General features: G+C 67.6%; 25 protein-coding genes and 1 tRNA gene. 13 read left to right on the forward strand and 13 right to left on the reverse strand.

Features of this window, described 5'->3' with window-relative positions; translation table 11 throughout:
* Positions 1–24: 24 nt before the first annotated feature.
* Positions 25–549 carry a peptidoglycan-associated lipoprotein Pal gene (gene pal / locus AAW00_RS11570; RefSeq protein ID WP_047004421.1) on the forward strand — a complete coding sequence of 175 codons (525 nt, stop codon included), beginning with the start codon at positions 25–27 and terminating at the stop codon, positions 547–549.
* Here the strand turns inward: pal and AAW00_RS11575 are convergent, their stop codons facing one another.
* Entirely contained in the window at positions 550–735 is a 186-nt protein-coding gene (locus tag AAW00_RS11575) for a hypothetical protein (RefSeq protein ID WP_047004422.1), read from the reverse strand.
* Between the two features lie 169 nt (positions 736–904).
* On the opposite strand from AAW00_RS11575, the gene AAW00_RS11580 reads away from it, so the two are divergent.
* Positions 905–1432, forward strand: coding sequence for a J domain-containing protein (locus tag AAW00_RS11580; RefSeq protein ID WP_047004423.1), 528 nt, complete (start codon positions 905–907; stop codon positions 1430–1432).
* Positions 1433–1550: 118 nt separating this feature from the next.
* On the forward strand, positions 1551–1727 hold the full coding sequence (locus AAW00_RS15035; RefSeq protein WP_156170048.1) for a hypothetical protein: 177 nt from the start codon (positions 1551–1553) through the stop codon (positions 1725–1727).
* 20 nt (positions 1728–1747) lie between these two features.
* Here AAW00_RS15035 and AAW00_RS11585 read toward each other — a convergent pair whose 3' ends face one another.
* The 4 genes from AAW00_RS11585 to AAW00_RS11600 form a co-directional block, all read right to left on the reverse strand.
* Positions 1748–2668: a hypothetical protein gene (locus AAW00_RS11585; RefSeq protein ID WP_156170049.1), complete on the reverse strand. Its 921-nt coding sequence runs from the start codon at positions 2666–2668 to the stop codon at positions 1748–1750.
* Between the two features lie 108 nt (positions 2669–2776).
* A complete protein-coding gene (locus AAW00_RS11590; protein ID WP_052761899.1) occupies positions 2777–3553 on the reverse strand; it encodes an alpha/beta fold hydrolase in 777 nt (258 codons plus the stop codon).
* 5 nt (positions 3554–3558) lie between these two features.
* Positions 3559–4890 (reverse strand): cystathionine gamma-synthase family protein, encoded by a 1332-nt coding sequence (locus tag AAW00_RS11595; RefSeq protein WP_047004425.1) that lies wholly within the window; start codon positions 4888–4890, stop codon positions 3559–3561.
* A gap of 141 nt (positions 4891–5031) precedes the next feature.
* Positions 5032–6468 (reverse strand): SLC13 family permease, encoded by a 1437-nt coding sequence (locus AAW00_RS11600; RefSeq protein ID WP_047004630.1) that lies wholly within the window; start codon positions 6466–6468, stop codon positions 5032–5034.
* A 118-nt stretch (positions 6469–6586) separates the two neighbouring features.
* Between AAW00_RS11600 and AAW00_RS11605 the strand changes: the two genes are divergently transcribed.
* Positions 6587–7243: a hypothetical protein gene (locus AAW00_RS11605; protein WP_052761900.1), complete on the forward strand. Its 657-nt coding sequence runs from the start codon at positions 6587–6589 to the stop codon at positions 7241–7243.
* Here the strand turns inward: AAW00_RS11605 and AAW00_RS11610 are convergent.
* Together AAW00_RS11610 and infC are read right to left on the reverse strand one after the other, a co-directional pair.
* Complete coding sequence (locus AAW00_RS11610; RefSeq protein ID WP_047004426.1) at positions 7240–7836, reverse strand: hypothetical protein; 597 nt, start codon at positions 7834–7836, stop codon at positions 7240–7242. The genes AAW00_RS11605 and AAW00_RS11610 overlap by 4 nt on opposite strands.
* A gap of 50 nt (positions 7837–7886) precedes the next feature.
* Positions 7887–8408: a translation initiation factor IF-3 gene (infC, locus tag AAW00_RS11615; protein WP_047004427.1), complete on the reverse strand. Its 522-nt coding sequence runs from the start codon at positions 8406–8408 to the stop codon at positions 7887–7889.
* Between the two features lie 242 nt (positions 8409–8650).
* Between infC and AAW00_RS11620 the strand changes: the two genes are divergently transcribed.
* Positions 8651–9073, forward strand: coding sequence for a hypothetical protein (locus tag AAW00_RS11620; protein WP_156170050.1), 423 nt, complete (start codon positions 8651–8653; stop codon positions 9071–9073).
* Entirely contained in the window at positions 9070–9483 is a 414-nt protein-coding gene (locus tag AAW00_RS11625; RefSeq protein ID WP_047004429.1) for a hypothetical protein, read from the forward strand. Before AAW00_RS11620 ends, AAW00_RS11625 begins: the two co-directional genes overlap by 4 nt.
* Here AAW00_RS11625 and pdeM read toward each other — a convergent pair.
* Positions 9480–10187, reverse strand: a complete 708-nt coding sequence (gene pdeM, locus AAW00_RS11630) for a ligase-associated DNA damage response endonuclease PdeM (RefSeq protein WP_047004430.1) — start codon at positions 10185–10187, stop codon at positions 9480–9482. The two genes, AAW00_RS11625 and pdeM, sit on opposite strands and share 4 nt — an antisense overlap.
* A 44-nt stretch (positions 10188–10231) precedes the next feature.
* On the opposite strand from pdeM, the gene hemF reads away from it, so the two are divergent.
* The 3 genes from hemF to AAW00_RS11645 are packed head-to-tail and all read left to right on the forward strand — an operon-like array spanning position 10232 to position 13110.
* Complete coding sequence (gene hemF, locus AAW00_RS11635) at positions 10232–11086, forward strand: oxygen-dependent coproporphyrinogen oxidase (RefSeq protein WP_047004431.1); 855 nt, start codon at positions 10232–10234, stop codon at positions 11084–11086.
* A 25-nt stretch (positions 11087–11111) separates the two neighbouring features.
* Complete coding sequence (locus tag AAW00_RS11640) at positions 11112–12443, forward strand: TrkH family potassium uptake protein (RefSeq protein WP_047004432.1); 1332 nt, start codon at positions 11112–11114, stop codon at positions 12441–12443.
* The gene (locus AAW00_RS11645) at positions 12433–13110 is read left to right on the forward strand and encodes a potassium channel family protein (protein WP_047004433.1); all 678 of its coding nucleotides are present in this window, start codon (positions 12433–12435) and stop codon (positions 13108–13110) included. The genes AAW00_RS11640 and AAW00_RS11645 overlap by 11 nt, the downstream gene beginning before the upstream one ends.
* Positions 13111–13131: 21 nt before the next feature.
* Here the strand turns inward: AAW00_RS11645 and AAW00_RS11650 are convergent, their stop codons facing one another.
* From AAW00_RS11650 to AAW00_RS11660, 3 genes are read right to left on the reverse strand one after another with little or no spacing between them, the layout of a single operon-like run.
* Positions 13132–14043, reverse strand: coding sequence for a hypothetical protein (locus AAW00_RS11650; protein WP_047004434.1), 912 nt, complete (start codon positions 14041–14043; stop codon positions 13132–13134).
* A 40-nt stretch (positions 14044–14083) separates the two neighbouring features.
* Complete coding sequence (locus AAW00_RS11655) at positions 14084–14980, reverse strand: glycoside hydrolase family 16 protein (RefSeq protein ID WP_082125034.1); 897 nt, start codon at positions 14978–14980, stop codon at positions 14084–14086.
* Between the two features lie 46 nt (positions 14981–15026).
* Positions 15027–15908 (reverse strand): hypothetical protein, encoded by an 882-nt coding sequence (locus AAW00_RS11660; protein ID WP_047004435.1) that lies wholly within the window; start codon positions 15906–15908, stop codon positions 15027–15029.
* A 189-nt stretch (positions 15909–16097) separates the two neighbouring features.
* Here AAW00_RS11660 and AAW00_RS11665 point away from each other — a divergent pair, with 189 nt between their 5' ends.
* Together AAW00_RS11665 and AAW00_RS11670 are read left to right on the forward strand one after the other, a co-directional pair.
* A complete protein-coding gene (locus AAW00_RS11665; protein WP_047004436.1) occupies positions 16098–18038 on the forward strand; it encodes a M1 family metallopeptidase in 1941 nt (646 codons plus the stop codon).
* Positions 18039–18135: 97 nt separating this feature from the next.
* Entirely contained in the window at positions 18136–20232 is a 2097-nt protein-coding gene (locus AAW00_RS11670) for a RelA/SpoT family protein (protein WP_047004437.1), read from the forward strand.
* A 332-nt stretch (positions 20233–20564) separates the two neighbouring features.
* On the opposite strand, the gene AAW00_RS11675 is transcribed toward AAW00_RS11670, so the two are convergent.
* Together AAW00_RS11675 and AAW00_RS11680 are read right to left on the reverse strand one after the other, a co-directional pair.
* Positions 20565–21545, reverse strand: a complete 981-nt coding sequence (locus AAW00_RS11675; RefSeq protein ID WP_047004633.1) for a peptidylprolyl isomerase — start codon at positions 21543–21545, stop codon at positions 20565–20567.
* Between the two features lie 37 nt (positions 21546–21582).
* Entirely contained in the window at positions 21583–21987 is a 405-nt protein-coding gene (locus AAW00_RS11680) for a metallopeptidase family protein (protein ID WP_047004634.1), read from the reverse strand.
* Positions 21988–22070: 83 nt separating this feature from the next.
* Here AAW00_RS11680 and AAW00_RS11685 point away from each other — a divergent pair.
* Positions 22071–22161: transfer RNA gene (locus AAW00_RS11685), tRNA-Ser, on the forward strand.
* A 160-nt stretch (positions 22162–22321) separates the two neighbouring features.
* Positions 22322–23223, forward strand: a 902-nt coding sequence (locus AAW00_RS11690; protein WP_047004438.1) for a tyrosine-type recombinase/integrase, incomplete at its 3' end; no start/stop codon positions are given.

A 23223-nucleotide genomic window follows, 5' to 3' on the forward strand; every position in this document is an offset into this window, starting at 1 on the left:
GCTCAAAGATCCAAGGAGAGCCCTATGAACCGCATCGTCATCAGCCTTACCCTCGCCAGCGCGCTGGCGCTGGGCGCGTGCAAGAAGGATCCGCCCGAGAGTACGCCGCCGCTGCCCGAGGAAACCGTCACCAACCCCGGCGGCAACACCGGCATGGGCACCGACACCACGATGGGCGGTCCCGGCTCGCAGTCGCATTTCGCGCAGGCCATGATGGGGGCGGACACCATCCTGTTCGACACCGACCGCTACAACATCGACAGCGAGGATGCCGTCGCGCTGCGTCGGCAGGCCGAATACCTGCTGCAGTACACCAATGCCCGCGCCACCGTGGAAGGCCATGCGGACGAGCGCGGTACGCGCGACTACAACCTCGCCCTGGGTGAACGCCGCGCGACCGCGGCGAAGAACTACCTCGTCAGCCTGGGCGTGCCGGAAGGTCGCCTGACCACGGTCAGCTACGGCGAGGAACGCCCGGTGGCGACCGGCACCAACGAGAGCGCCTGGGCGCGCAATCGCCGCGCGGTAACGGTGATGATCACTCGCTGATCAGCGTAGAAGGTCGACCGGACCGGAGACGATCCGGTCCAGCGCGGGCGCGGCGGCATAGGTCTCCGCGCCCGTTGCATTAGCGCCATTGGCGATGCCGCCGGGCGCCGCGGGCGAGGCCCACAGTGCGAAAGCGGCCATCGCAAAGATGGATGCCGATGCGGCGATGGCCAACTGCTTGCTCACGCGAAAAATCCTTCAACCTGTCGATGCCGAGGTAGGCTGACGAGGGCATATTGCAACGCAGCATTTGCACGAATGTGTATCGAATGCATGAACTGGGGCAACGGGCGGTTCACGTGGGCGCGGGCAGTGCCTATACTGTCCCCATGCGCCTCACCGGCACCCTATCCTGATGGCCCGTTCGACCGACTGGGGCTTCCCCCGCTGGCGCGGGTACGAAAGCAGCCGAGAGGCCGCGCCCGTGCGCCTGTGCGACCGCCACGGCTGCGAGGAGAAGGGCGACTGCCCCGCGCCCAAGAGCCCCAACAGCATCGACCGCTGGTATTTTTGCCAGCGCCACGCGGCCGAATACAACAAGGGCTGGGACTACTTCCAGGGTCTCGACAAGGAGGAAGCGGCGGCGCGCGCCAAGACCGAACGCAGCGAGAGCGCGGGCTATGCCGAGGCGCAGCATTACGGCTGGGGCGGCAGCGGCGACGGTTCGCGCTCTGCCGACGAGATGCGCGCGCTTGAGGTGCTCGAGCTGGAGGCCGATGCCGATTTCGCCGCCATCAAGCGCGAGTGGCGGGCGCGGGCGAAGAAGGTCCACCCCGACGTGAAGCCGGGCGACGCGGCAGCGGCGGAGGAGTTCCAGAAACTGCAGCTCGCCTACGAGGTGCTCAAGGCCGCCGAGGAGCGGCGCGAGTGGAAGGGTGCCTGATCCCCGCGGCGCGTCCGAGGGTGCTGTAAACCGTTGCAAAATCAGGCGCACGGCAAGGGTTCGGTAACCTCTCGCAGGCTAACCTCCCGGCACATTTCACAATTCGGGGGGGAATCTCGTGAAAGACGGCCACAAGCCCGCATCGCCGCATGTTACCTGCGTCACCGACAACCGGCGCGACAGCTTCCGGTTCGAGCGCGCGCACGCTCCGCGTGCCGCAAACACGGTGCTGGACAAGTTCGGGCGGCCGATGCCGCCGCGCGTCCCTTACGCCATCGCCAGCGGCCGGTCCTGACCGGACCCTATCTGACCGGCCTAATCCCCGATCAGGCTGCCGACATACTTGCGCTTGTCGGTGGTGTTGGCGACGCTGAACACCAGCACCACTTCCTCGCGGTTCGCTCCGCTGAGCGAGCCGGCGAAGGTGCCGTCGAGGTTGTAGGTGTTGTCGTCGATCGTGCCGGAAAAGCCGCCGGCTGCAGAGACGGTGGCGCTGAGCGCAAACGAGCCGACCTGCGTGGTTGTGCCGTTAATCGTCTGGAACAGGTTGATCGTGCCGGTAATCGTGTTGGTGGTGCCCGACGATACCGTCAGCGTCACAGGTTGGGCAGTGATGACGCCTGGCGGAGTGGTGCCCGGCGTGCCGCCCACCGCCAGCGGGGTGCCGGTGTAGGTCAGGTTGCTGGCGATCGCCGAGGTGGTGGTGACGGTGTTGAAGAACAGCGCCACGCGCTGGCTGCGCAGCGTGCCCGCCGTGGTGTCGCGGGTGAAGGCCTGGCCGCCGATCTCGTAGATCGCGCGCAGCGACTGCGCGAAGGGCACTTGCAGCGTCAGTTTCCGCGCGCCGTCGGTGTAGACGCGCTGCGTGGCCGTCGCGCTGGTCAGCGTGGTGCCGGCGAAAAACGCGGATTCGGTCAGGTCGGGGAAACTGAAGCTGGCGCTCTCGGGCGCGAAGGTCAGCTTGATGTTGGCCGTGCCGGGCAGGCGGTTGGCATCGTTGAACGTCTCCGTCCCGCCGGTCGGCGTGAAATAGGCGTAGACGGTGCCGGTGTTGCTGCTGGTCGCGTCGATTGGCGTGCTGAGCGAGAAATCGACCACCGTTGTCGGCGTCGGCGTGGGGCTGGCGGTGCTGGTCGCGGTCGCCTCGGGGTCGGTATCGTCGCCGCCTCCGCCGCACGAGACCACCAGCGCGCCGCAGGCCGCGACGCCGATGAGAAGACCGATTTTCCGGAGCACGTTTTTCCCGTCCATAGTCACGAAGCCAGCCAATCCGATAAAGTGATCGGGCGGCCTTACGCCGCCTTTCCTGTCCCTTAGCTGTCCGATGCCGCGCGGGGCAAGCGCTTAGGCCCGGCCGGGTGCCGCCGCCGGCGATCCGGTCCAGTCGCCGACGATGTGTGCAAAGCGCGCGGGCTGGAGTTCGGGCAGGAAATGGCCCGCGCCCGCGACGATCTGCAACCGGCCCGATGCCAGCGCGCCTGCCGCCGCGCGGGCGGGGACGGCAAAGGTGTCCGGCGAGGCATCCCCTAGCGTGATGCAGGCGGGGATGTCGCAGGCGGCAAGGCTTGCAGCGCGAATCGGCATCGGAGCCTCCCCGCCGCCGAACAGCAGGGGAAGGGTTGCGGCATTATCGAGGTAGATCGCCTGCCGTGCGGGCGCGATGGCCTGCCATGCCTCGCCGCACATGGCCGCAAGAGCGCCCGCATCGTCGCCCTGAGCGACGGCGGCGAAGACGGGGGCGAAGCGCGGCCCGAAGTCGGCGTGAAACGCGGCCATCTGCGCCGCGTCCTCCACGTAAGTCGGCATGGACGGCTCGTGACACAGGATGCTGGCGAAGAGCTCGGGCCGCGCTAGCATGGCGGCGAAGACCACGTGGCAGGAGTAGGACCAGCCGACGACATGCGCAGGGGTCTCGCCCGCCTCCAGCGCGGCGATCAGATCGTCGCGGTGCAGGCGCGTGCCGAAGTCGCTCCCGTCACCCGCCGAGCCGCGTCGGGGGCCGTGGTAGGCGAGGTCGATGGCCTCGCCGACCATGCTCGGCGGGAGGGCGGCGATGACGGGCGCCCACACCCGTGCATCGCCCGCCGCGCCGTGGACGAACAGGACCCGCCGCGCCGCCATTTCGGTCAGACTGCTTCGAGCGCCTGCGCGAAGTCGGCGATGAGGTCTTCGGGGTCCTCGATGCCGATGGACACGCGCACCAGGTTGTCGGCGATGCCGAGTTCGGTCCGGCGGCCCTCGGGAACGGAGAGGTGCGTCATGCTGGCCGGATGGCTGGCGAGCGTCTCCGTGCCGCCGAGGCTGACGGCGAGCTTGGCCACCTTCAGCGCGTCGAGGAAGGCGAAGCACTCCGCCTCGCCGCCCTTGATGAACATCGAGAACGTGCTGCCCGCGCCCAGGCAATGCCGGTCGTAGATGTCCTGCTGGCGCGCATCCTTGATCATGCCGAGGTAGCCGAGCTTCTCCACCTTGGGATGCTGGCTCAGGAAGGCGCAGACCTTTTCCGCGTTCTCGCCCGCGCGCTGCATCCTGAGTTCCACCGTCTCTAGGCTTCGCAGCAGCATCCAGGCGGTGTTGGGATCGGCGATGCCGCCCATGGTGTTGCGCAGCGCGCGCACCGCGTCGATCCAGCGCTTGGCGCCCGAGACGCTGCCCGCCACGAGGTCCGAATGGCCGCCGACGTACTTGGTCAGCGAATAGACGACGAGGTCCGCGCCCTGCTCCAGCGGGCGCTGCCACAGGGGGCCGAGGAAGGTGTTGTCGATGGCGATAGGGCAGCGGTCGGGGTCGAAATGCGCGTCGCGCGCGGCCTTGACGGCCTCCACGTCCACCAGCGCGTTGGTGGGGTTGCCCGGGCTTTCGAGATAGATCAGCGGCACCTCGCCGCCGCTCTCCTCGGCCATGGCCTTGGCGCGGGCCATCACTTCGTCGAGCTGGTCGCGGTCGGCGCCAGCGGGAAAGTCCACGTAGCGCACGCCGTAGCGCGCCATCACCTTGGCTACGAAGCCTTCGGATGCGGCGTAGAGCGGGCCGGAGTGGACGATGACGTCGCCCGCCTTGCACGCGGCGAGGATGAGAATGGCGATGGCCGTCATGCCGCTGGAGAAGCACAGCGCGTCCTCCGCGCCGTCCCAGATGGCGAGCCGGTCTTCCAGGATCTCCTGGTTCGGCCCGTTGAAGCGCGAATAGACGAGGCCTTCTGCACCGCCCGGTCGCTTGCCGGTGATGCCCTCGAAATGCCGCTTGCCCGCGGCCGCGTTCTCGAAGGCGAATGTGCTGGTGAGGAAAATCGGCGCCTTGAGCGAGCCTTCCGACAGGGCCGGGTCGTAGCCGTGACCCATCATCAGCGTGGAGGGCTTCAGCTCGCGCCCGCCGATCCTGGTGATTTCCTGCTTGGGCTTGCGGCGCGGAGTGGGGGTGGCGACCGGCTTCATCGGGTCGTTGTCGGACGTGGCCATTCGGGCATCCTTCGTGTCGAGACACTCCCAGGAAGGCAGGAGCCGATAAGGCCCGCCGGGCCGCCCGTCCCTAACCTCCGCAGGGACGCCTCTGCACCGTCGGGCGATGGGGCAGGGCCTTATCCGCCCGCGCGGGCCGCTTCAAGCGGTCACCGATGAAACCACAAACGCCACGCCGACGATAAGGGCGATGCCTGCAAGATCCAGCGCTAGCCCGGCGCGGATGAGTCGCGGAAGGGTCAGCCGCCCGGTGGCCCAGGCGATGGCGTTGGGGCCGGTGCCGGCGGGCAGCATGAAGCCCCAGCTTGCCGCCATCGCCGCGGGCATGGCGAGCAGCAGCACGGTCCGGAAATCGCTTTCCCCGCCCAGCGCCACCGCCAGCGCGGCGACGACGGGCATGATCCCGCTGGCCGTGGCGACGTTACTGGCGAACTCGGTGATGAGGACGACCAGGGCCACCAGCGCCAGCGCCACGATCACCAGCGGCACGCCGTCCAGCACCAGCAGCGCCTCGCCCAGCCATGCGGCAAGGCCAGAACGGCTCATCGCGCCCGCAAGCGCCAGGCCGCCGCCGAACATCAGCAGCACGCCCCACGGCGCATGGTTCGCCTCCCGCCAGGTGAGCAGCGGCCGGCCAATGCCGTCAGGCAGGACGAACAGCAGCAGGCTCATCACGATGGCAATGGTGCCGTCGGTAAACGAATCTTCCGGCAGGAACGGCGCGACGAAGCTGCGCAGCATCCAGGCGAGGAAGGCGAGCGCGATTACCGGCACCAGCCGCCGCTCGGCGCTCGACCAGGCGCCCGCGGGCTGGATGGCCTTGCGTGCGGCGGCCATGTCGAACGGGTGGTCGGCCACGCGGTGGACCCTTGCGACGATCCACGCCGCCAGCGGCACGCCCAGCAGGACCACCGGCATCCCGTACATCGCCCAGATGGCGAAACTGATCTCCACGCCCGAGATGTCCTGCACCACCCCGACACCGATGGCGTTGGTGGGCGAGCCGATGATCGTGCCGAGCCCGCCGATGCTGGCGGCAAAGGCGAGGCCCATCGGCAGCGCCCCGAACAGACCTTCGGTCCGAGGCCCTTGTTCGGGGTCAGAGGCCGCGCCTGCCAGCACCGCCAGCACCATCGGCATCATGATGAGCGCGGTGGAGGTGTTGGAGATGATGTTGGAGAGCAGCGCCGCCGCCGCCATGAACCCCAGCAGCAGGCCGAATTCCCCGCCGCGGCCGCCGATGCGGTCGAGTATCCCTGCCGCCAGCCGCCGGTGCAGCCCGGTGCGCTCGATGGCGAGGGCAAGGAAGGCGCCGCCCAGCAGGAGGAAGATGATCGGCGAGTAATAGTCCGCCGCGACCTCCTTCGCCGTGCCGCCGCCGAAGAAGGGCACGGCAGCGAAGGGCAGCAGGGCCGTGACCGAAAGCGGCACGGCCTGCGTCATCCACCAGGTCGCCATCCAGCCGACGAGGCCCGCGGTGTGCCAGGCCGGTCCTGCCATGCCGCCGGGTGCGGGCAGCAGCAGGCTGGCCGCGAACAGCAGCGGGCCGAGCCAGAAGCCGATGCGAGCCGCCGTCATGCGCGAAACCTCCCTCTCCCGGCGCCCGCCGTAGGCCATCGCGGCGAGCCTGGAAAGCTGACTGCCAGACAACGGCGCGGCAAGCATCCGCTCAACGTGGCGATCGTAACGTGCAGGCATGGACAGACGCCGATTCTTCACTTCCGCCGCCTGCGCCGCCGTGGCCGCGCATGCCGTCCCCGCCTTTGCCCAGCGCGGCGGCGCGCCCGACTACGACTGGCAGATCGGTCCGGTGATCCGCGGCCGCAACTACTCGGTCAACATGCCCGACCACCCGATCGCCGACGGCAGGGGCTGGTATTTCGATTTCCCCGGTCCGCGCGCGAGCGACGGACACGTGCACTACATCACCCGGGCGACCGGCCCGCTGGGCGGCGCGCGCGGCATCCGCTTCCGCTATCGCATCGATGCGCGCCCCGGCGTGCGCTTCGTGCCCCAGGAGACGCCCGATCTGCCGGGCACCGTCTCGCTCTACCTGCAGGCCGCGGGCGACGACTGGCGCGGGCGCGGGCGCAGCGAGTTCTCGCGCTGGTATTCGCCCAACGAGACCATGTTCGAACTCTCCCCGGGCGTGCACGAGCATACCGTCATGTTCGACGACAACTGGATCTCGGTCATGGGATCGAACCGCCAGCGCAACCCGCGCGAATTCGACCAGATGCTGGACAACGCGGGCACCGTGGGTCTGACCTTCGGGTCGCGGATGTTCCGCGGGCACGGCGTGTTTGCCACGCAGCCGGCGCGCTTTACCCTGCTCGATTTCAGCGTCTTCTAGTGCGTCCAGTCGAGCGTCACGCGCTCGATGTGCCAGCGTAGCTGGTCTGCCGTCGCGCCGGGTACGTCGTTCACCCGGCGCAGCACGATCTCGCCGGTGTAGGCCACGGGGCGACCATCCGGGTCGGCGCCGGTGATTTCGGTGGGTACGGTGTAGTAACTGGAGCCCGCCGCGCCTTCCATCGTGCCGCCGGGAACGGCGACCGTCACGTCCGACAGGTCACTGAACAGCGCGGCAAACTGCGCCTTGCTCCAGCGCCTGCGGTCGGCCTCGCTCATCATCGCCCAGGCCTGGTCCCATTCCTGCAGTTCGATGGCGCGGGCAAATGAGAGCAACACGTTGCGCGCGCCGGTCTCGGTGCGCTCGGCCTCGGGCGTGGAGGGCGTGGGCGTGAGGTCGGGGTAGCCGTCATTCACTCCCACTGGCGTGTCGCCGACGCGGGGCGGCGGAGACGGGGGCGGCGACACAGGTCGCGGCGTATCGGGCAGGTTGCCCATGTCGACCGCTTCGACGCGCGAGTCGTCTTCCGTCGACGCATCGCAGGCGGCGAGCAACAGGAAGGAGAAGGCGAGAGGCGAGGCAATCCTTTTCATGAAGGTCGAACCAACCAACGGCTCGCCCCGTTCCCTCTGATCCGGACCGCTTACTTGGGCGAGAGCACCATCAGCATCTGTCGGCCCTCGAGCCGGGGGAAAGCCTCGACCTTGGCGGTTTCGGCCATGTCGTCCTGCACCTTCTTGAGCAGGTCCATGCCCAGGTGCTGGTGCGCCATCTCGCGCCCGCGAAAGCGCAGGGTGACCTTCACCTTGTCGCCGTTGTCGATAAACTTGTTCATCGCGCGCATCTTCACATCGTAATCGTGATCGTCGATGTTGGGACGCATCTTGATCTCTTTGATGTCCTGCGTCTTTTGCGTCTTGCGCGCCGCGTTGGCCTTTTTCTGGGCTTCGTAGCGGTACTTGCCGACGTCGAGGAACTTGCACACCGGCGGGTTCGCATTGGGCGAAACCTCGACGAGATTGAGGCCGGCCTCGGCCGCCTGCTCGATCGCCTCGCGGGTGTACATCACGCCAAGGTTCTCACCGTCGCCATCGATGACGCGGACCTTGTCGGACTGGATGAATTCGTCGTATTTCGGGCCGGTCTTGACCGGCGGTGCCATCATGCGGCGGGGTGGACGAGGTATGGGTATCTCCTGAGTCTGCCAGTTGTCTGTGCGGCTATGTAGTGGTTCGGCGCGCCGTCCGGAAGGGGATAAGTGCGCGCGCCCGCCATCGGCGCCGCCGGCGTGGCAAAAATGCGGCGCTCGCCGCGGCCCGCGCAATTTGCCGTTCAGCATTCGCCGCGCAATCCGTGTGTCTGACCGGCCGTCAAGGCCGGCGGTTCGTCACGGAGGATATGGGGTTTATGCGAGCGATCGTAGGCTTGGGAGTAGGCGTGGTGCTGGCGCTGGGCGGCTGCACGGTGGAGCGGATCGGCCCGCCGGGTGTCACCATGACCCGCGCCGTGGCGGTCGCGCCGCGCGACGTGCAGGTCTTCGAGACCGCCGACATGGTGCGCGGCAGCTTCTACGTGGTCGAGGAGCTGACCGTGCATGACGACGGCGAAGCGAACCTGCTCGATCTGCAGCGTGACCTACGCGCCATGGCCGGCGCGCGCGGAGCCAACGGGCTGGTGCTCCACCCGATGAACCGCCGCCCGAACGGCACGCGCGTGCAGCTCGGCCTCTCGCTGGACGATCCGTTCGAGAATTACAGCGCCACCGCGATCTACATCGGCGACGCCCCGCCGCCGATGCACTATCTCGGCAACACCGGAGAGGTGCGATGAGCGCCCGCGTGGCTGCCGCCGCCGCGGCGCTGGCGCTCGCCGGCCTCTCCGCCTGCTCCGTGGTCGAAGCCAGCCCCGAGACTGCTGCCCGCTTCACCCCGTCGCTGCCGCGCGCGGGCGAGGTGCGGACCTACGGCTCGCTTGCCGAGGTGCCGGGCCGCATCACCGTGATCGGCGAGGTCGAGGTCAGCAACGACGGCGACCCGCGCCCCGCCATCGAGGCGCGGCTGCGCGATACGGCAAAGGAGGCGGGGGCGAACGCCATCGTGCTGCACCCCTTCAACCGCTGGGCGCTGGGCGCGGGATACAACGACGGCGGCTGGGATGGCTTCGACCCCTTCCGCATGAGCCGGGCGACGGCGATCCGCGTGGAAGGGCCGATCCAGCCGCAGTTTGCAGGCGGGGTCTAGGCGGCCTCCCGCCAGAGCGGGAAGCGCGCGATGCGCTGTTTCGTGGGCACGATGGCGTCGATGGCGCTGGCAGGCTGCAGGGCCTTCAGGATCGCGGGATCGGCGGCGTCCATGCCGCCGGTCAGCGCCCCGAAGGCGGGCAGGATCATGCGCCCGCAGGTCTGGTTGCCGTTGTGCGCCACCACGGCGCAGGGGCGGCGGATGTGGCGGTGGTGGATCTTCAGCTGCACGCGCGGGTGGTAGTGTCCGGAAAGCTCGGGCCGGGTCTCGCCGCGCTTGGCCATGTGGCGCAGCACCATGCCGTTCAGCTCCAGCTCGACGGCGACGGTGCCGCCGCACTTGGCCTCCATCGAAGGGTCGTGGTTGCCGGTGATCCACACCCAGTCGGTCGCACGGGTGAGGGCGGAAAGCATCCCCGCGGCGTGCTCCTCGATGCGGCCCGAGCCCGCCGAATCGTGGAAGTTGTCGCCCAGGGTATAGACCCGCCGCGCCCCCGTCTCGCGCAGGGCCAGCGCCACGCGCTCCAGCGTCTCGCGGCTGTCGTAGGGCGGCAGGAGCTGGCCGTGGCGGGCGAAGAAGCTCGCCTTTTCCAAGTGCAGGTCCGCCACCAGCAGCGCATTCTCGCGCGGCCAGTAGAGGGCGCGCTGCTGGACGAGGCGGAACTCGTCCCCGCAGAAGGGGAAGGCGAACGAAAGGGGAACCATGCGCGACCCTTGCCGCCTGCCCGCGGCTTTGGCAAGAGCCCCGCATGGATTGGACAACCCAGACCGAACAAGCGCGCCACTGGTTTGAGAGCCTGCGGACCCGCATCTGCGCCGAGTTCGAGGCCATCGAGCGCGAGGCGGGGTCCGACGCCGCCTTCGACTACATCGCCTGGGACCGCGACACCGATGACGGAAGCCACGGCGGCGGCGGCGTGCGCGGGGTGATGAAGGGCCGCGTGTTCGAAAAGGTCGGCGTCAACGTCTCCACCGTCAGCGGCGTGTTCGCCCCGCAATTCGCCGCCAGCGTCAACGGCGCGAGCGAGGAGGCGCCCGAATTCACCGCCACCGGCATCAGCCTGGTCGCGCACATGGCCAATCCGCACGTCCCCGCCGTGCACATGAACACGCGCTTCCTCACCACGCAGGCGGCCTGGTTCGGCGGCGGGGCGGACCTCAATCCGCCGATCGAATACGCCGAGGACACGGACGCTTTCCACGCCCGCCTGCGCGCCGCCTGCGCCGCGCACAACCCGACCTATTACGAGCGGTTCAAGAAGTGGGCGGACGAGTATTTCTTCCTGCCGCACCGGGGCGTGCATCGCGGCGTGGGCGGAATCTTCTACGATCATCTCGAATGCGAGGACGAGGCGAGTTTCGAGCGCCATTTCGCCTTCACCCGCGACGTGGGCGAGGCGTTCCTCGACGCCTTTCCGGCCATCGTCAGGAAGCGCATGGGGCAGGAATGGACGCCGGAAGAGAAAGCGCGCCAGCTCGAATGGCGGGGCCGCTACGTCGAGTTCAACCTCGTCTACGACCGCGGCACGCTGTTCGGCCTCAAGACCGGGGGCAACATCGATGCGATCCTCATGAGCCTGCCGCCCGAGGTCACGTGGAGCTAGACGGGCGCGCGGGCATTTGCTCGCAATGAGGCGCGTCCTTCGCGATCCCGTGCGGCTGATCCCCCTGCTGTTCGCAGGGCTGATCCTGCTCGGCACACTGGTGCTGATGCTGCCCGTATCGAGCGCCGAGGGCCGCGTGACCGATCCGGTCACCGCGCTGTTCCACGCGACCTCGGCCGTGGCCGTCACGGGCCTCGTCACGGTCGACACCGGCACTTACTGGTCCGCCTTCGGGCAGGGCGCGATCCTGCTGATGATCCAGATCGGCGGGCTCGGCATCATGACCGCCGCCACCCTGTTCGGCCTGATGGCCGGGCGCGGTTTCAGCCTGCGCGACAAGATGGCGACGCGGGTGGAGCGCGACCGGCTGAACCTTGCCGACACCGCCTCGCTGCTGCGCCTCATCTTTCGCATCACGCTGGCTGTGGAGCTGGTGGTCGCCTTGATCCTCACCCTGCGCTTCGCCACGCGCTGGGAGATGCCCTGGGCCACCGCGCTGTGGAACGGCGTGTTCCATTCCGTCAGCGCCTTCAACAACGCCGGCTTCTCCACCTTTTCGGATAGCGTCATGGGTTTCCAGGGCGACTGGCTGGTCCTCATGCCCATTGCGTTCGCCATCATCGTTTCCGCGCTCGGCTTCCCGGTGATGGAGGACTGGCGCGAGCACCGGCTTGATACCCGGCGCTGGACGCTGCACTCGCGCATGACACTGGCGGGCACGGCGATCCTGCTTGTTGGCGGCACGCTGGTGCTGCTGGCGACCGAGTGGACCAATCCCGATACGCTCGGCCCGATGCCGCTCGGCACGAAAGTGCTCAACGGCTTCTTCCACGCCGTGATGCCGCGCACGGCGGGGTTCAACAGCCTGAACGTCGGCGCCTTTCGCGACGATACGCTGGTGGTGAACTACGTGCTCATGTTCATCGGTGGCGGCAGCGCGGGCACGGCGGGCGGCATCAAGGTGACGACGTTCATGGTGCTCGCCGCCATCGTGCTTGCCGAGGTGCTGCGCCGCCGCGACGCGGGGATGTTCGGCCGCCGCTTCGGCCACGCGGTTGAGCGGCAGGCGCTGACCGTCGCCTTCATCGCGCTGTTCCTCATCCTGTCCGCGACCATGGCCATCACCGCGATGACGCGCCTGCGCCTCGCCGAGGTCCTCTTCGAGGTCATTTCCGCCTTCGCCACGGTGGGCCTTTCCACCGGCATTACCGCGCAGCTTCCTGCGCCCGCGCTGCTGATCCTGGCGTTGCTGATGTTCGTCGGCCGCGTGGGCACCATTACCGCCGCCACCGCGCTGGCGCTTGGCGGGCGCGACCGGCCTTTCCGTTATCCAGAGGAGAATCCCATTGTCGGCTGACAGACGCGAACCCGTGCTTGTGACCGGCCTCGGCCGCTTCGGCAGCAACGTCGCCGTGACGCTCGAACGCATGGGGCACGAGGTGCTGGGCACCGACATGAGCCCCGAGATCGTGCGCGACCACGCCCAGCTGCTCACCCACGTGGTGGAGGCCGACTGCACGGAAATCGAGACGCTGAAACGTCTCGGCGCCGCCGAGTTCAAGACCGCCGTCGTCGGCATCGGCAGCGACATCGAGGCAAGCGTGCTGACAGTGCTGGCATTGTCAGACCTCGGCATTCCCAACATCTGGGCCAAGGCCAATTCCGAACACCACGGGCGCATCCTGGAGCGCACCGGCGCGCACCACGTCGTCTTCCCCGAACAGAAGATGGGCGAGCGCGTGGCGCACCTCGTCAACGAGCGGCTGCTCGACTTCATTGGCTTCGGCGACCAGTTCGCGATCGCCCGGCTGAAGGCGCCCGAGCCGGTCGTCGGCCTGCCGCTGATGATGAGCGCCTGCCGCAGCCGCTACGACGTGACGGTGGTGGGGGTTAAGCGCGCGGGCGAGGACTTCCTCCACGCCGTGCCCGACACGCTGATCCTGCCCGACGACGAACTGGTGGTCTCCGGACGGATCGACCGCATCGAGGCCTTCAGCGCGCTGACGGGGACGGCGAAAAGCTGAACGGCCGGCGCAACGGATCTGTCAGCGGCTGTCGCCTGCCGCTGCCGCCAGATCGCGCTCCATGCGTCGGCCGACGCGGCCGAAAACGGCAGTACTCGGTGCCATTCGGTGACTATCGTAGATCGTCCGCAGGTAGGCCAGGTCAAAGGCCGATAGCCGTGCCGTTGCGGGCATGGCTGCCGTTTCGTCGAAAATCTGGAGAACAGTGTCGTAGGCCACATCACCCGTCGGAGGACGGGTTTGCGTCAACAGGCGCATGGTGGCAAAATCGGCGATGGCATAGGCGTCGAACCGGGCGAGGGCCCTGCGCTCGATCAGCACGACCGACAACTCGATGTCCTCGCGCACGTTGGCACGCAGGCGCGACATCATCCAGGGCGTGTTGATGCTTTCGACGGGCATTCCGCCCTCTGTTCGCAACTGGATGGCGTTCCAGGCACGGGTCGGTCCGGTCTGCTCCTCGATCCTGTTGCGGGCAAAGTGCGAGATGCCACGAAGCAGGAAGCTGTTTTCCCGCCGAAGCTGATCGAAAACGGCACCCGCATCGTTGACGATGATGACCCACACGTTTCCGGTGCAGCCGGGCGCGTCGTCTATCTCCAGCCCTACGGCCTCGGCATTGCGGTAGATGCGCTCTATCACGTCCTGCGCGTTTCCGGGCGTGAGCCCCACGACGCCGGGACAGATGGGGCGCTGAAATCGGGCGACCGCCTCGATATAGGTGGTGGCACGACTTTCGGGTGCAATGATCGAGCGGGCCTGTGCGCGCACGGCAGTGCCGTCGACCTCGCCTGCGGGCCGCTCCCCCTGCACCACAATGCCTGGATCGCGATCCCCGGCCCGCGCTTCGCCATTGTCCTGAGCAAGGGCCGGCGCAGCGATCAGGGTGAGCGAAATCGCCGTCAGTCGGGAGAGGCAGAAAGGCGAGCGCATGGTGCGTGAACCTACCACGCCCGCGCCGTTCTTCAAAATGCTACCGTGCGGGCGCGTAGACCCTTACCCAGTCGACGTACATTGCCAGGCCCGGCTCGCCCGCGCGCACGCGGTCGACGGTTTCCTGCGGGATGCCGGGATAGGGCTCGTCGATGCCGTTCACCTTGTGCGGATAGGCCCCGCCCATGGCAAAGTTCAGGATGAGGTGCTTGGGCGTATCGAAGCGCCACTCGCCGTAATGCTCGATCATGGCGCGGGTGGCGCGGTAGGTCTCGCGCCCGTCGACCTGGAAGCTCATGTATTGCGGCGTCCACTCGACGGCATAGACGTGCCAGTCGGTGACGTCGGTGCCGGAGCCGAAATACTGGCGGTCGACGATGGGCGTCTCGCCCGAATAGCCGGGGCCGTGGACGGCGACGCCGGTCCAGTCCGCCTCGCCGACGTATTCCATGATGTCGATCTCGCCCGTGTCAGGCCACTGGCCGTTGCCGAGCGCCCACCACGCGGGCCAGACGCCGCGCGCGTCGGGCATCCGGATGCGCGCCTCGGCCCGGCCGTGGGTGAAGTCGAACTGCCCTTGCGAGGTCAGGCGACCGGAGAGGAAATCGGCATGGCGTTCGGCGTTGGGATCCTCGCCCGGGGCCCAGACCGGCCGCAGCACCAAAACGCCGCCGTCAGCTCCGGCAACATCGTCGGCGAACTGGATGGTGCGCGGATCGTCGACATAGGCCTGCTGCTCGTAGTTGACCCAGAAGTCGGTCCCCACCGGGGTCCACTTGGCGCGGTCGAGCGTGCCTGTGTCGAATTCGTCGGACCAGATCAGCGACCGGCCTGCGGCGCTGGCCGGCGCGGGAACCTGCGTCGTCGCCGTGCAGGCGGAGAGGCTGGCGATGGCGCACAGGGCGGCGAGAGCGGCGGGCGCTGGGAACGTTCTCATCCCCGCACGCTATCCGCTCATTGCGAGGCTGGCAAGCCGGCGTGGATCAACTGCCGTCGGCGCGGTCCATAAGCACGCCGATGCGGCCGTGGCCCTGGCGGCCCGGCTGGGTGGCGCGGCTGGAATAGAGGTCCTGCAGATAAGCGAGGTCGAACTCGCTCAAACGGTCCACCTCTCCGTCGCCGAACAAGGTGAGGACCGAATCGAAGCGGCCCGCCTCCTCCGGTTCCTCGGTGCGGGCGAGCGCGCGCATGGTGGCGTAGTCGGCCAGCGAGTAGGCATCGAGCCCGGCGATGGCGGAGCGGCGGATCAGCACGACCGATGCGTCGATGTCCATGCGCACGGCCGAGGTGGCGCGCGACATGGCGGTCACCTGGTTGCCGGGAATCTCGCCCGGATCGACGTTGCCTGCCGAGATGAACTGGCCTTCGCGGTTGCGGGTGGAGATGAGGTTCCAAGCCAGGGCCGGGCCGGTCTGCTCCTCCACCCGGTCGCGGTCAAAGGTGGACAGGTTGCGCACCATCACGCTGTTTTCCCGCCGCAGGTCGCGGAAGGTTTCCAACGGATCGTTGACGAACATGACCCACAGGTTTGCGCTGCATCCCGGGGTCTGGTCGATGGCGACGCCCGCGCGCTCGGCATTGTCGTAGATGCGATCGATCACCGCCTGCGCATTCTCTTCCGTCAGGCCCCACACGCCAGCGCAGACCGGGTTCTGGAACCGCGCCAGCGGGTCGCCCCAGCCGGGCGATCGCGGGGTGATGTCGCGCGCCTGGTTGCGTGCCTCGGCGGAACGGATGCGCTCGCCGTCGACCACGATGGGATCGTCCTCCTGCGGCTGCTGCTGCGGCTGCTGCGACTGCGCGAAGGCGGGCAGGGCGGTGGCTGCGCACAGGGCGGCGGCGACGGGCAGGAGGAAACGGTTCATTGCAGGTTGTCCTTCGTCGTGCAGTCCCGGAAACACAATGCCCGGCCCTGGCATGATCGACATGAGTGCACGATGAGCAATGCGTGAAATCGCCGCTCTATCCCACCCGGCCTCGACAAACCGATGACAGGGTCCGACAATCTGCCTAACAGCGCGGCCACGGCCCCGCCCAGTCTTACCGGAGTTCCCATGCGCAAATCCGCCATCGCCGTCCTCACGCTGCTCGCCGCAGCCTGCACCGCCGACGATCTGCCCGAGCAGGAGCGCGTGATCGCGCCCATCCTGACCAGCGAGCAGGCCTTCGACGAGTTCACCTATGCAAAGCCGCTGGAAGCGCGGGTGACGCACGTGGCACTCGACCTCGACCTCGATTTCGAGGGCAAGCGGGTGGACGGCACGGCCACGCTGGACGTGCAGGCGGCCGAGGGCGCGCGCGAACTGGTGCTCGATTCGAACGGCCTGATGGTCGGCGGAGTGACCGACGGGCAGGGCAACGCGCTGGAATATACCATCGGAGAGGCCGATCCTGGCAATGCAGAGAAGGGCGAGCCGATCACCATCCAGCTGGGCCAGAGCACCGGTCCGAACCTGCAGCAGGTCGTCATCGCCTATGCCAGCGCGCCGGAGGCCGAGGCGCTGCAGTGGCTCGAGCCCGAGCAGACCGCGGGCGGGCGCTATCCCTTCGTGTTCAGCCAGGGCCAGGCGATCCTCAACCGCAGCTGGATCCCGACGCAGGACAGCCCCGGCATCCGCCAGACCTGGGAAGCGCGAATCACCGCGCCCGAGCCGCTGACCGTGGTCATGTCCGGCATCAGCCGCGGCGATCCGGAGGAGGTCGAGAACGGCCGCCGCGCCTTCGAGTTCGTCATGGACAATTCCGTCCCCCCCTACCTCATCGCGCTCGCCGCCGGGAACATCGAGTTCGCCGAGGTCGGCCCGCGCTCCGGCGTCTGGGCGGAGCCGGAGACCCTGCAAGCCGCGGCCGAGGAAGTGGGCGATACCGAGGAACTGATCGATGCCGGCGTCGGCCTGTTCGGCGAGTACCGCTGGGGCCGCTACGACATGATCGTGCTGCCGCCCTCCTTCCCCTACGGCGGGATGGAGAACCCGACGCTCACCTTTCTCACTCCCACCTTTATCGCCGGCGACCGGTCGAACAACGGCCTCGTCGCGCACGAACTGGCGCACAGCTGGTCGGGCAACCTGGTCACCTATTCGAGCTGGCGCGACGGCTGGCTGAACGAGGGCGTCACCAGCTACATCGAGAACCGCATTTCCGAGCAGGTCTACGGCGCGGACCGGGCCGAGCAGGAATACGCGCTGAGCTTCGCCGACCTGGAAGCCATGGTGGAGGAGAACGGCGCCGACAGCCCGCTCACCGCGATGCGCACGCCCGAGGGCACCAGCCCCTTCGACACCGCCGGAGAGGCGATCTACGACAAGGGCACGGCCTTCCTGAAGACGGTCGAGAGCGTTGTCGGGCGCGAGGCTTTCGACGCCTGGCTGACCAAGTGGTTCGACGAGCATGCCTTCCAGCCCGCGACCTCCGAGATGTTCCTCGCGAGCCTGCGCGAGGACCTGGTCAAGGGCGATGCCGAGCTGGAAGAGCGCCTGATGCTGGACGAATGGGTCTACGGCACCGGCATCCCCGCCAACGTCAAGCGCCCCGACCCGGCGGCCTTTGCCGAGGTGGACGCCGCCGTCACCGCCTATGCCGACACGCAGGCGATCCCCGACGCCGCCGAATGGCGCGGCTGGACCGCGGCGGAGCAGCGCCGGTTCCTCGCCGAACTGCCGGAAGAGATGAGCGCCGACCAGCTCGCCGCGCTCGACCGGGCGCTCTCGCTCTCGCAGAGCGGCAACAACGAGGTGCTGTTCCTGTGGCTGCAGGCGGCGCTGCGTAACGAGTACGAACCCGCCGTCCCGCAGGCGCGCGAGTTCCTTGCCCGGGTGGGCCGCAACAAGTTCGTCAGCCCGCTGTTCCAGGCGCTGTGGGACACCGGCGAATGGGGCCAGCCCATCGCGACCGGCATTTATGACGAAACGCGCGGCGGCTATCACTCGATGACCCGCGGCAACGTCGACAAGATCGTCGGCCGCACCAGCGAGGCAGAAGCGCCCGCGCAGTAAGACAAGTCGGGCCGGGACGAGGAAACCGTTCCGGCCCGCGAGCTTTCCGGCGCTTTCCCCCTTGCGCCCGCGCATGTTGCACCGCACATCGAACCCGATGCTGCGCCAGTACGAACTCGTTGAACGGGTCAAGGAATACGACCCCGATGCCGACGAGGCGCTGCTGAACCGCGCCTACGTCTATACCGTGCAGAAACACGGCAGCCAGAAGCGCGCCAGCGGCGACCCCTATTTCAGCCACCCGGTCGAGGTGGCGGGCCTGATGACGGACCTGAAGCTCGATCAGGAAACCATCATCACCGCGCTGCTGCACGATACGGTGGAGGACACGCTCGCCACCATCGAGGACGTGGAGGAGAAGTTCGGCCCCGACGTCGCCCGGCTCGTGGACGGCGTCACCAAGCTTTCCAAGATCGAGCAGCTGACCGACGACGAGCGGGCGGCCGAGAACCTGCGCAAATTCCTCCTCGCCATGAGCGAGGACATCCGCGTGCTGCTGGTGAAGTTGGCGGATCGCCTGCACAACATGCGCACGCTCCACCACATCAAGTCGCCCGATAAGCGCCGCCGCATCGCGCGCGAGACGATGGATATCTACGCCCCGCTGGCCGAGCGCGTGGGCATGTACGAATACATGCGCGAGATGCAGCTCCTCGCTTTCCAGCAGCTGGAGCCCGAGGGTTACGAGACGATCACCCACCGGCTCGACCAGCTGCGCCAGTCGGACACCGGGCAGGTCGACCGCATCGCGCTCGACATCAAGCAGGCGCTGAGCGAGGCCGGCCTAGCGGTCGAGGTCTGGGGGCGGGAGAAACATCCCTATTCGATCTGGAAGAAGATGGCCGAGCGCCACCTGCCGTTCGAGCAGGTGAGCGACATCATGGCCTTTCGCGTGCTGACCGGCAGCGTGGAGGATTGCTACCGCGCGCTCGGCATCCTGCACCAGCAGTTCCAGTTCGTGCCGGGGCGCTTCAAGGACTACATCTCGACGCCGAAGAACAACGGCTACAAGTCGCTCCACACCACGCTGTTCTACGACCAGTCGATGCGCGTGGAGGTGCAGATCCGCACGCGCGAGATGCATCGCACAAACGAATTCGGCCTCGCCGCGCACTGGGCCTACAAGCAGGGCGGCGCGGATCAGAAAATCAGGCCCGACGGCGAGGTGGGCTGGCTGCGCGACCTCATCGAGATCGTCGATTCCAGCCACGATGCCGAGGAACTGCTCGAGCATACCAAGATGGCGATCTACCAGGATCGCATTTTCGCTTTCACTCCCAAGGGCGCGCTGTTCCAGCTGCCCAAGGGCGCGACCGCGGTGGACTTCGCCTTTGCCGTCCACACCGATCTGGGCGCGCAGACCGTGGGCGCCAAGATCAACGCACGCCATATGCCGCTGCGCACCCCGCTCGAAAACGGCGACGTGGTGGAGATCATCAAGGGCAAGAACGCCGAGCCGCAGCTCTCCTGGCTGGGCTTCGTCGTCACCGGCAAGGCCCGCGCCTCCATCCGCCGCGCCGTGCGCGCCAAGGAGCGCGAGGAGGTGGCCGACATCGGGCAGAAGATGTTCGACGAGATCGCCGAGCGCCTGCCCGCCAAGGTCGGCCGCAAGGCGACCAAGGCCGCGGTCGAACGGCTGGGGCTGGAGGACGTGGAAGACCTGATGCACGCCATCGGCTCGGCAAAGGTGACCGACCGGCAGGTGATGGAGGCGCTCGTCCCCGGCAGCACGGCGGACCTGCCGAGCGAACCGGCGCAGGAAAGGGCAATCTCGATCAAGGGGCTGACGCCGGGTGCCGGTTTCGATCTCGCCAACTGCTGCCACCCGGTGCCCGGCGACCGCATCGTCGGCCTGCGCCGTCCGCGCAAGGCGGTCGAGGTGCACGCCATCGACTGCCTCGAGCTCGCCAACGGCGTGGATGCGGACTGGGTCGACCTGTCGTGGGGCGAACGCTCGCACGGCGCGGTCGGGCGGCTGCTCATCGTGCTCTACAACCGCCCCGGCACCCTGGCCGAGATGGCCGGCGTCTTCGCCCGCAACAACGCCAACGTGATGAACCTGGTGTTGACCCAGCGCGACGACCCGTTCCACACTTACGAGGTCGACCTGGAGGTACAGGACCTGGCGCACCTGACCCGCATCGTCAGCGCGCTGAGGGCAAGCGACGCGGTGGCGCAGGCGGACAGGATTTAGGGGGAGGGCCTACAAGGCTCGCTCGTCCCTATTATCCCCCCCCGCTCACCCTGAGCTTGTCGAAGGGTGCCCGCACCCACGCGGAAGGCAGGATTAGCCAACCATGCTTCGACAAGCTCAGCATGAGCGGGTGGGGGAGAGCGCAGAGTTTTGCTTTCCTACAACCCTACGCGAAGCCTAGCCCCGCGAAGCTCTTTCGCATCGTCGACCCGCCCGCACTTTCCGCGCCAACACGGCGAAGTGTCAACTTCGCAGTCCGCGCAACACATTGACCGACAAGCATTTTCCGACAACGCCAGCTTGACACTGTCAACTTCGCGCGCGGGCGCAGATCATTCCGCCCGCCGCACCGGCACCTGCACGCTACACACGTCCACCCCGCCCGCGGGCACGGTGTAGAACGCATCGTTACGGTTCGCCCGCACCGCCACGTAGCGCGCGAAGCTCTGGCCCGCCGTGTCGAGATATTCGTACCGCGGCGTGCTTTCTTGTTGGCCTACCGCTTCGCTGCTTGAGGCCGAGGCCAGCTCGCTCCCCAGCCGGACCGACAGGATCGGCACGCGCAGGTCCGCCTCCTCCTCGGTATAGAACCCCAGCTCACCGTGCCCGCGGGGCAGGCTGGAGAGATGCTCCATCCCCTCGATCACCCGGCCCACCACCGCGAGGTTGCGATCCATGTGCCGCTGCGGCTGCCCGATGATGGTGTAGAGCTCCGCCCCGGTGCCGGTATCGGGCGCCATGTTGCGGCCCACGCCGACGGCGCCGTAGCAGTGAATGGGCCAAGCCCCGCTCCGGCCTTCCAGTTCACCGATGGGCCATCCTTCTACGAATGAGTTCCAGCCGTGTTCAGACGTCAGGCGCCGACCAAGATTGCCGACGGGAGGCAATGCTGGACAAACATGGTAGTTGCACCATTGCACTGTATACTCGGCCATCGGAGACACCACCCCCTCCGGCAGCGGCTTGGCCTCGGTCACGTCGCCCCACTGGGTGACGTAGTTGTCCTGCACCCGGTTGACGCTGGTTCCGTCCCACCAGTGCGCGGCGGCGAGCGTGCGGATGTTTGCGACCCAAGGCTGGCTGAACGGCGGCGGCATCAGCTGGATGACCACGCGCCGCGCATTGCCCCGCGCATCGGGCGCAAGGTCCATGACCAGCAGGTCCTCGGGCGCGATGGCGATCCACTCGTCCGCACCGGCGGCGGCGATGACCGAGGTCGGGGTGGCGGGCTCCTCGGCCTCCTGCGCGGCGGCGGGCAGGGACCAAGCGAGCGAGATGGGGGCGAGAAAAGCTAGGCTGGCGAGATGCTTCATGCCGCGCATCCTGCCACGCGGCGGCGGGATGACAAGCCTAGTCCGCCGCATCCTCCAGCGCGTGCATGTCCTCGTCCGAAAGGCCGAAGTGGTGCCCGATCTCGTGCACCAGCACGTGCTTCACCAGGAAGGCGAGGTCGATGTCGCCGTGCTCCACCCATTCGAGCAGGATCGGCACCCGGAACAGCCTCACCCGGTCGGGCATGGTGCCCGAATGCTCGACGCTGCGCTCGGTCAGCGGCAGGCCCTCGTAAACGCCGGTAAGGTCGTAGGCGCTCTCGATGTCCATCTCGGCGAGCAGCTCGTCCTCGGCGAAGTCCTCCACCTGCACGATCACGTCGCCGAGGTGCGCGGTGAACTCGGCGGGCAGCGAAGCGTAAGCGGCCCGCGCCATGGCCTCCATCTCGTCTGCACTGCAGGCCGTGCCGAAATCGCGTGTCATGCCTCCCGCGTTAAGGCGGAGCGCGGCGCTTGTCATCCCGCGCGGCCCTCGCTAGACGCGCCGCTCTGCCAAGACAGGCATGCGGAGCGGTGGCCGAGTGGTCGAAGGCGCACGCCTGGAAAGTGTGTATACGGCAAAACCGTATCGAGGGTTCGAATCCCTCCCGCTCCGCCACCATCCGTTTTCTAGAATTCTGTGAACAGCCATAAAGCGCGATAAACCTTGCGTTTTGCGGCGATTAGCGTCCATCCTCTTCTTTCCGCATTTACCCCTTGCTCCGATCAAATAGGGGTAAATTGGGGGTAAGCTTCGAGGCGGTTTGGGGGTAAAGCAGATGCTGACGGACAAGGCGGTCAAGGCGGCCGCGGCGCGAGACAAGACCTACAAGATCGCCGACCGGCAGGGGCTGTTCCTGCATGTCTCACCCAAGGCCCACAAGACCTGGCGCTACAAATACCGATTCGACGGCAAGGAGCAGGCGCTCGGTCTCGGCACTTATCCCGATGTATCTCTCGCCGCCGCCCGCGAGGCGCGGGACGATGCGCGCAAGATCCTGCGTTCGGGTCGCGATCCGCGCGTCGACAAGGCGCGACGCAAGCTGATCGGCGGACGCGACGAGCGACAGACGTTCGAGGCGGTCGCGCGCGACTGGTATGAGCAGCAGCTGCCTCGCTGGAAGCCGGTCCATGCAAACGACGTCATCACCAGCCTGGAGCGTGATGTCTTTCCGCACATCGGCACACTGGAATTGGGCGAGATCGACGAGCCGGTGCTGCTTGCCGTGCTGCGCAAGGTCGAGGAGCGGGGCGCCATCGAGACTGCCCGCCGGTTGAAGCAACGGGTCGGGTCGGTGTTCGTCTACGCCCGCGGGCTCGGCATCAAGGCCGACAACCCGGCTGTCGCTGTAGGCGCCGCGCTCAAGCCCGTGCCACCTGCGAAGCGGTATCCGGCGCTCATCAAAGTCGATGGCGTGCGGCAGTTGGTGCACGACGTCGATAGCGCCGGAGCATCACCCGTCACACGCCTGGCTGCTCGTGTCCTTGCCCTCACGGCACAGCGACCTGGCATGGTGCGTCGCATGACCTGGGAGCAGTTGAGCGGGATCGACTGGAAGGACGCCTCGGCCTCCTCACCCGTAGCGCTTTGGACCATTCCCGCCGACGAGATGAAGCTGGAGCTGCATCTGCGTGACGACGAAGCATTCGAGCACTGCGTACCGCTTGCGCCCGAGGCGGT

Source organism: Aurantiacibacter luteus, assembly GCF_001010945.1.
Taxonomy (GTDB): Bacteria; Pseudomonadota; Alphaproteobacteria; order Sphingomonadales; family Sphingomonadaceae; genus Alteraurantiacibacter; species Alteraurantiacibacter luteus.

Excerpts from the sequence above, each read along its gene's own strand:
- AAW00_RS11590 (WP_052761899.1), bottom strand. The coding sequence starts at position 3,553 with ATGGCGGCGCGGCGGGTCCTGTTCGTCCACGGCGCGGCGGGCGATGCA.
- pdeM (WP_047004430.1), bottom strand. The coding sequence starts at position 10,187 with ATGGTTCCCCTTTCGTTCGCCTTCCCCTTCTGCGGGGACGAGTTCCGC.
- AAW00_RS11600 (WP_047004630.1), bottom strand. The coding sequence starts at position 6,468 with ATGACGGCGGCTCGCATCGGCTTCTGGCTCGGCCCGCTGCTGTTCGCG.
- AAW00_RS11650 (WP_047004434.1), bottom strand. The coding sequence starts at position 14,043 with ATGCGCTCGCCTTTCTGCCTCTCCCGACTGACGGCGATTTCGCTCACC.
- AAW00_RS11595 (WP_047004425.1), bottom strand. The coding sequence starts at position 4,890 with ATGGCCACGTCCGACAACGACCCGATGAAGCCGGTCGCCACCCCCACT.
- AAW00_RS11665 (WP_047004436.1), top strand. The coding sequence starts at position 16,098 with ATGCGCAAATCCGCCATCGCCGTCCTCACGCTGCTCGCCGCAGCCTGC.
- AAW00_RS11580 (WP_047004423.1), top strand. The coding sequence starts at position 905 with ATGGCCCGTTCGACCGACTGGGGCTTCCCCCGCTGGCGCGGGTACGAA.
- AAW00_RS11610 (WP_047004426.1), bottom strand. The coding sequence starts at position 7,836 with ATGAAAAGGATTGCCTCGCCTCTCGCCTTCTCCTTCCTGTTGCTCGCC.
- pal (WP_047004421.1), top strand. The coding sequence starts at position 25 with ATGAACCGCATCGTCATCAGCCTTACCCTCGCCAGCGCGCTGGCGCTG.
- AAW00_RS11625 (WP_047004429.1), top strand. The coding sequence starts at position 9,070 with ATGAGCGCCCGCGTGGCTGCCGCCGCCGCGGCGCTGGCGCTCGCCGGC.
- AAW00_RS11640 (WP_047004432.1), top strand. The coding sequence starts at position 11,112 with ATGAGGCGCGTCCTTCGCGATCCCGTGCGGCTGATCCCCCTGCTGTTC.
- AAW00_RS11675 (WP_047004633.1), bottom strand. The coding sequence starts at position 21,545 with ATGAAGCATCTCGCCAGCCTAGCTTTTCTCGCCCCCATCTCGCTCGCT.
- hemF (WP_047004431.1), top strand. The coding sequence starts at position 10,232 with ATGGATTGGACAACCCAGACCGAACAAGCGCGCCACTGGTTTGAGAGC.
- AAW00_RS11670 (WP_047004437.1), top strand. The coding sequence starts at position 18,136 with ATGCTGCGCCAGTACGAACTCGTTGAACGGGTCAAGGAATACGACCCC.
- AAW00_RS11620 (WP_156170050.1), top strand. The coding sequence starts at position 8,651 with ATGCGAGCGATCGTAGGCTTGGGAGTAGGCGTGGTGCTGGCGCTGGGC.
- AAW00_RS11655 (WP_082125034.1), bottom strand. The coding sequence starts at position 14,980 with ATGAGAACGTTCCCAGCGCCCGCCGCTCTCGCCGCCCTGTGCGCCATC.
- AAW00_RS11660 (WP_047004435.1), bottom strand. The coding sequence starts at position 15,908 with ATGAACCGTTTCCTCCTGCCCGTCGCCGCCGCCCTGTGCGCAGCCACC.
- infC (WP_047004427.1), bottom strand. The coding sequence starts at position 8,408 with ATGATGGCACCGCCGGTCAAGACCGGCCCGAAATACGACGAATTCATC.
- AAW00_RS11680 (WP_047004634.1), bottom strand. The coding sequence starts at position 21,987 with ATGACACGCGATTTCGGCACGGCCTGCAGTGCAGACGAGATGGAGGCC.
- AAW00_RS11605 (WP_052761900.1), top strand. The coding sequence starts at position 6,587 with ATGGACAGACGCCGATTCTTCACTTCCGCCGCCTGCGCCGCCGTGGCC.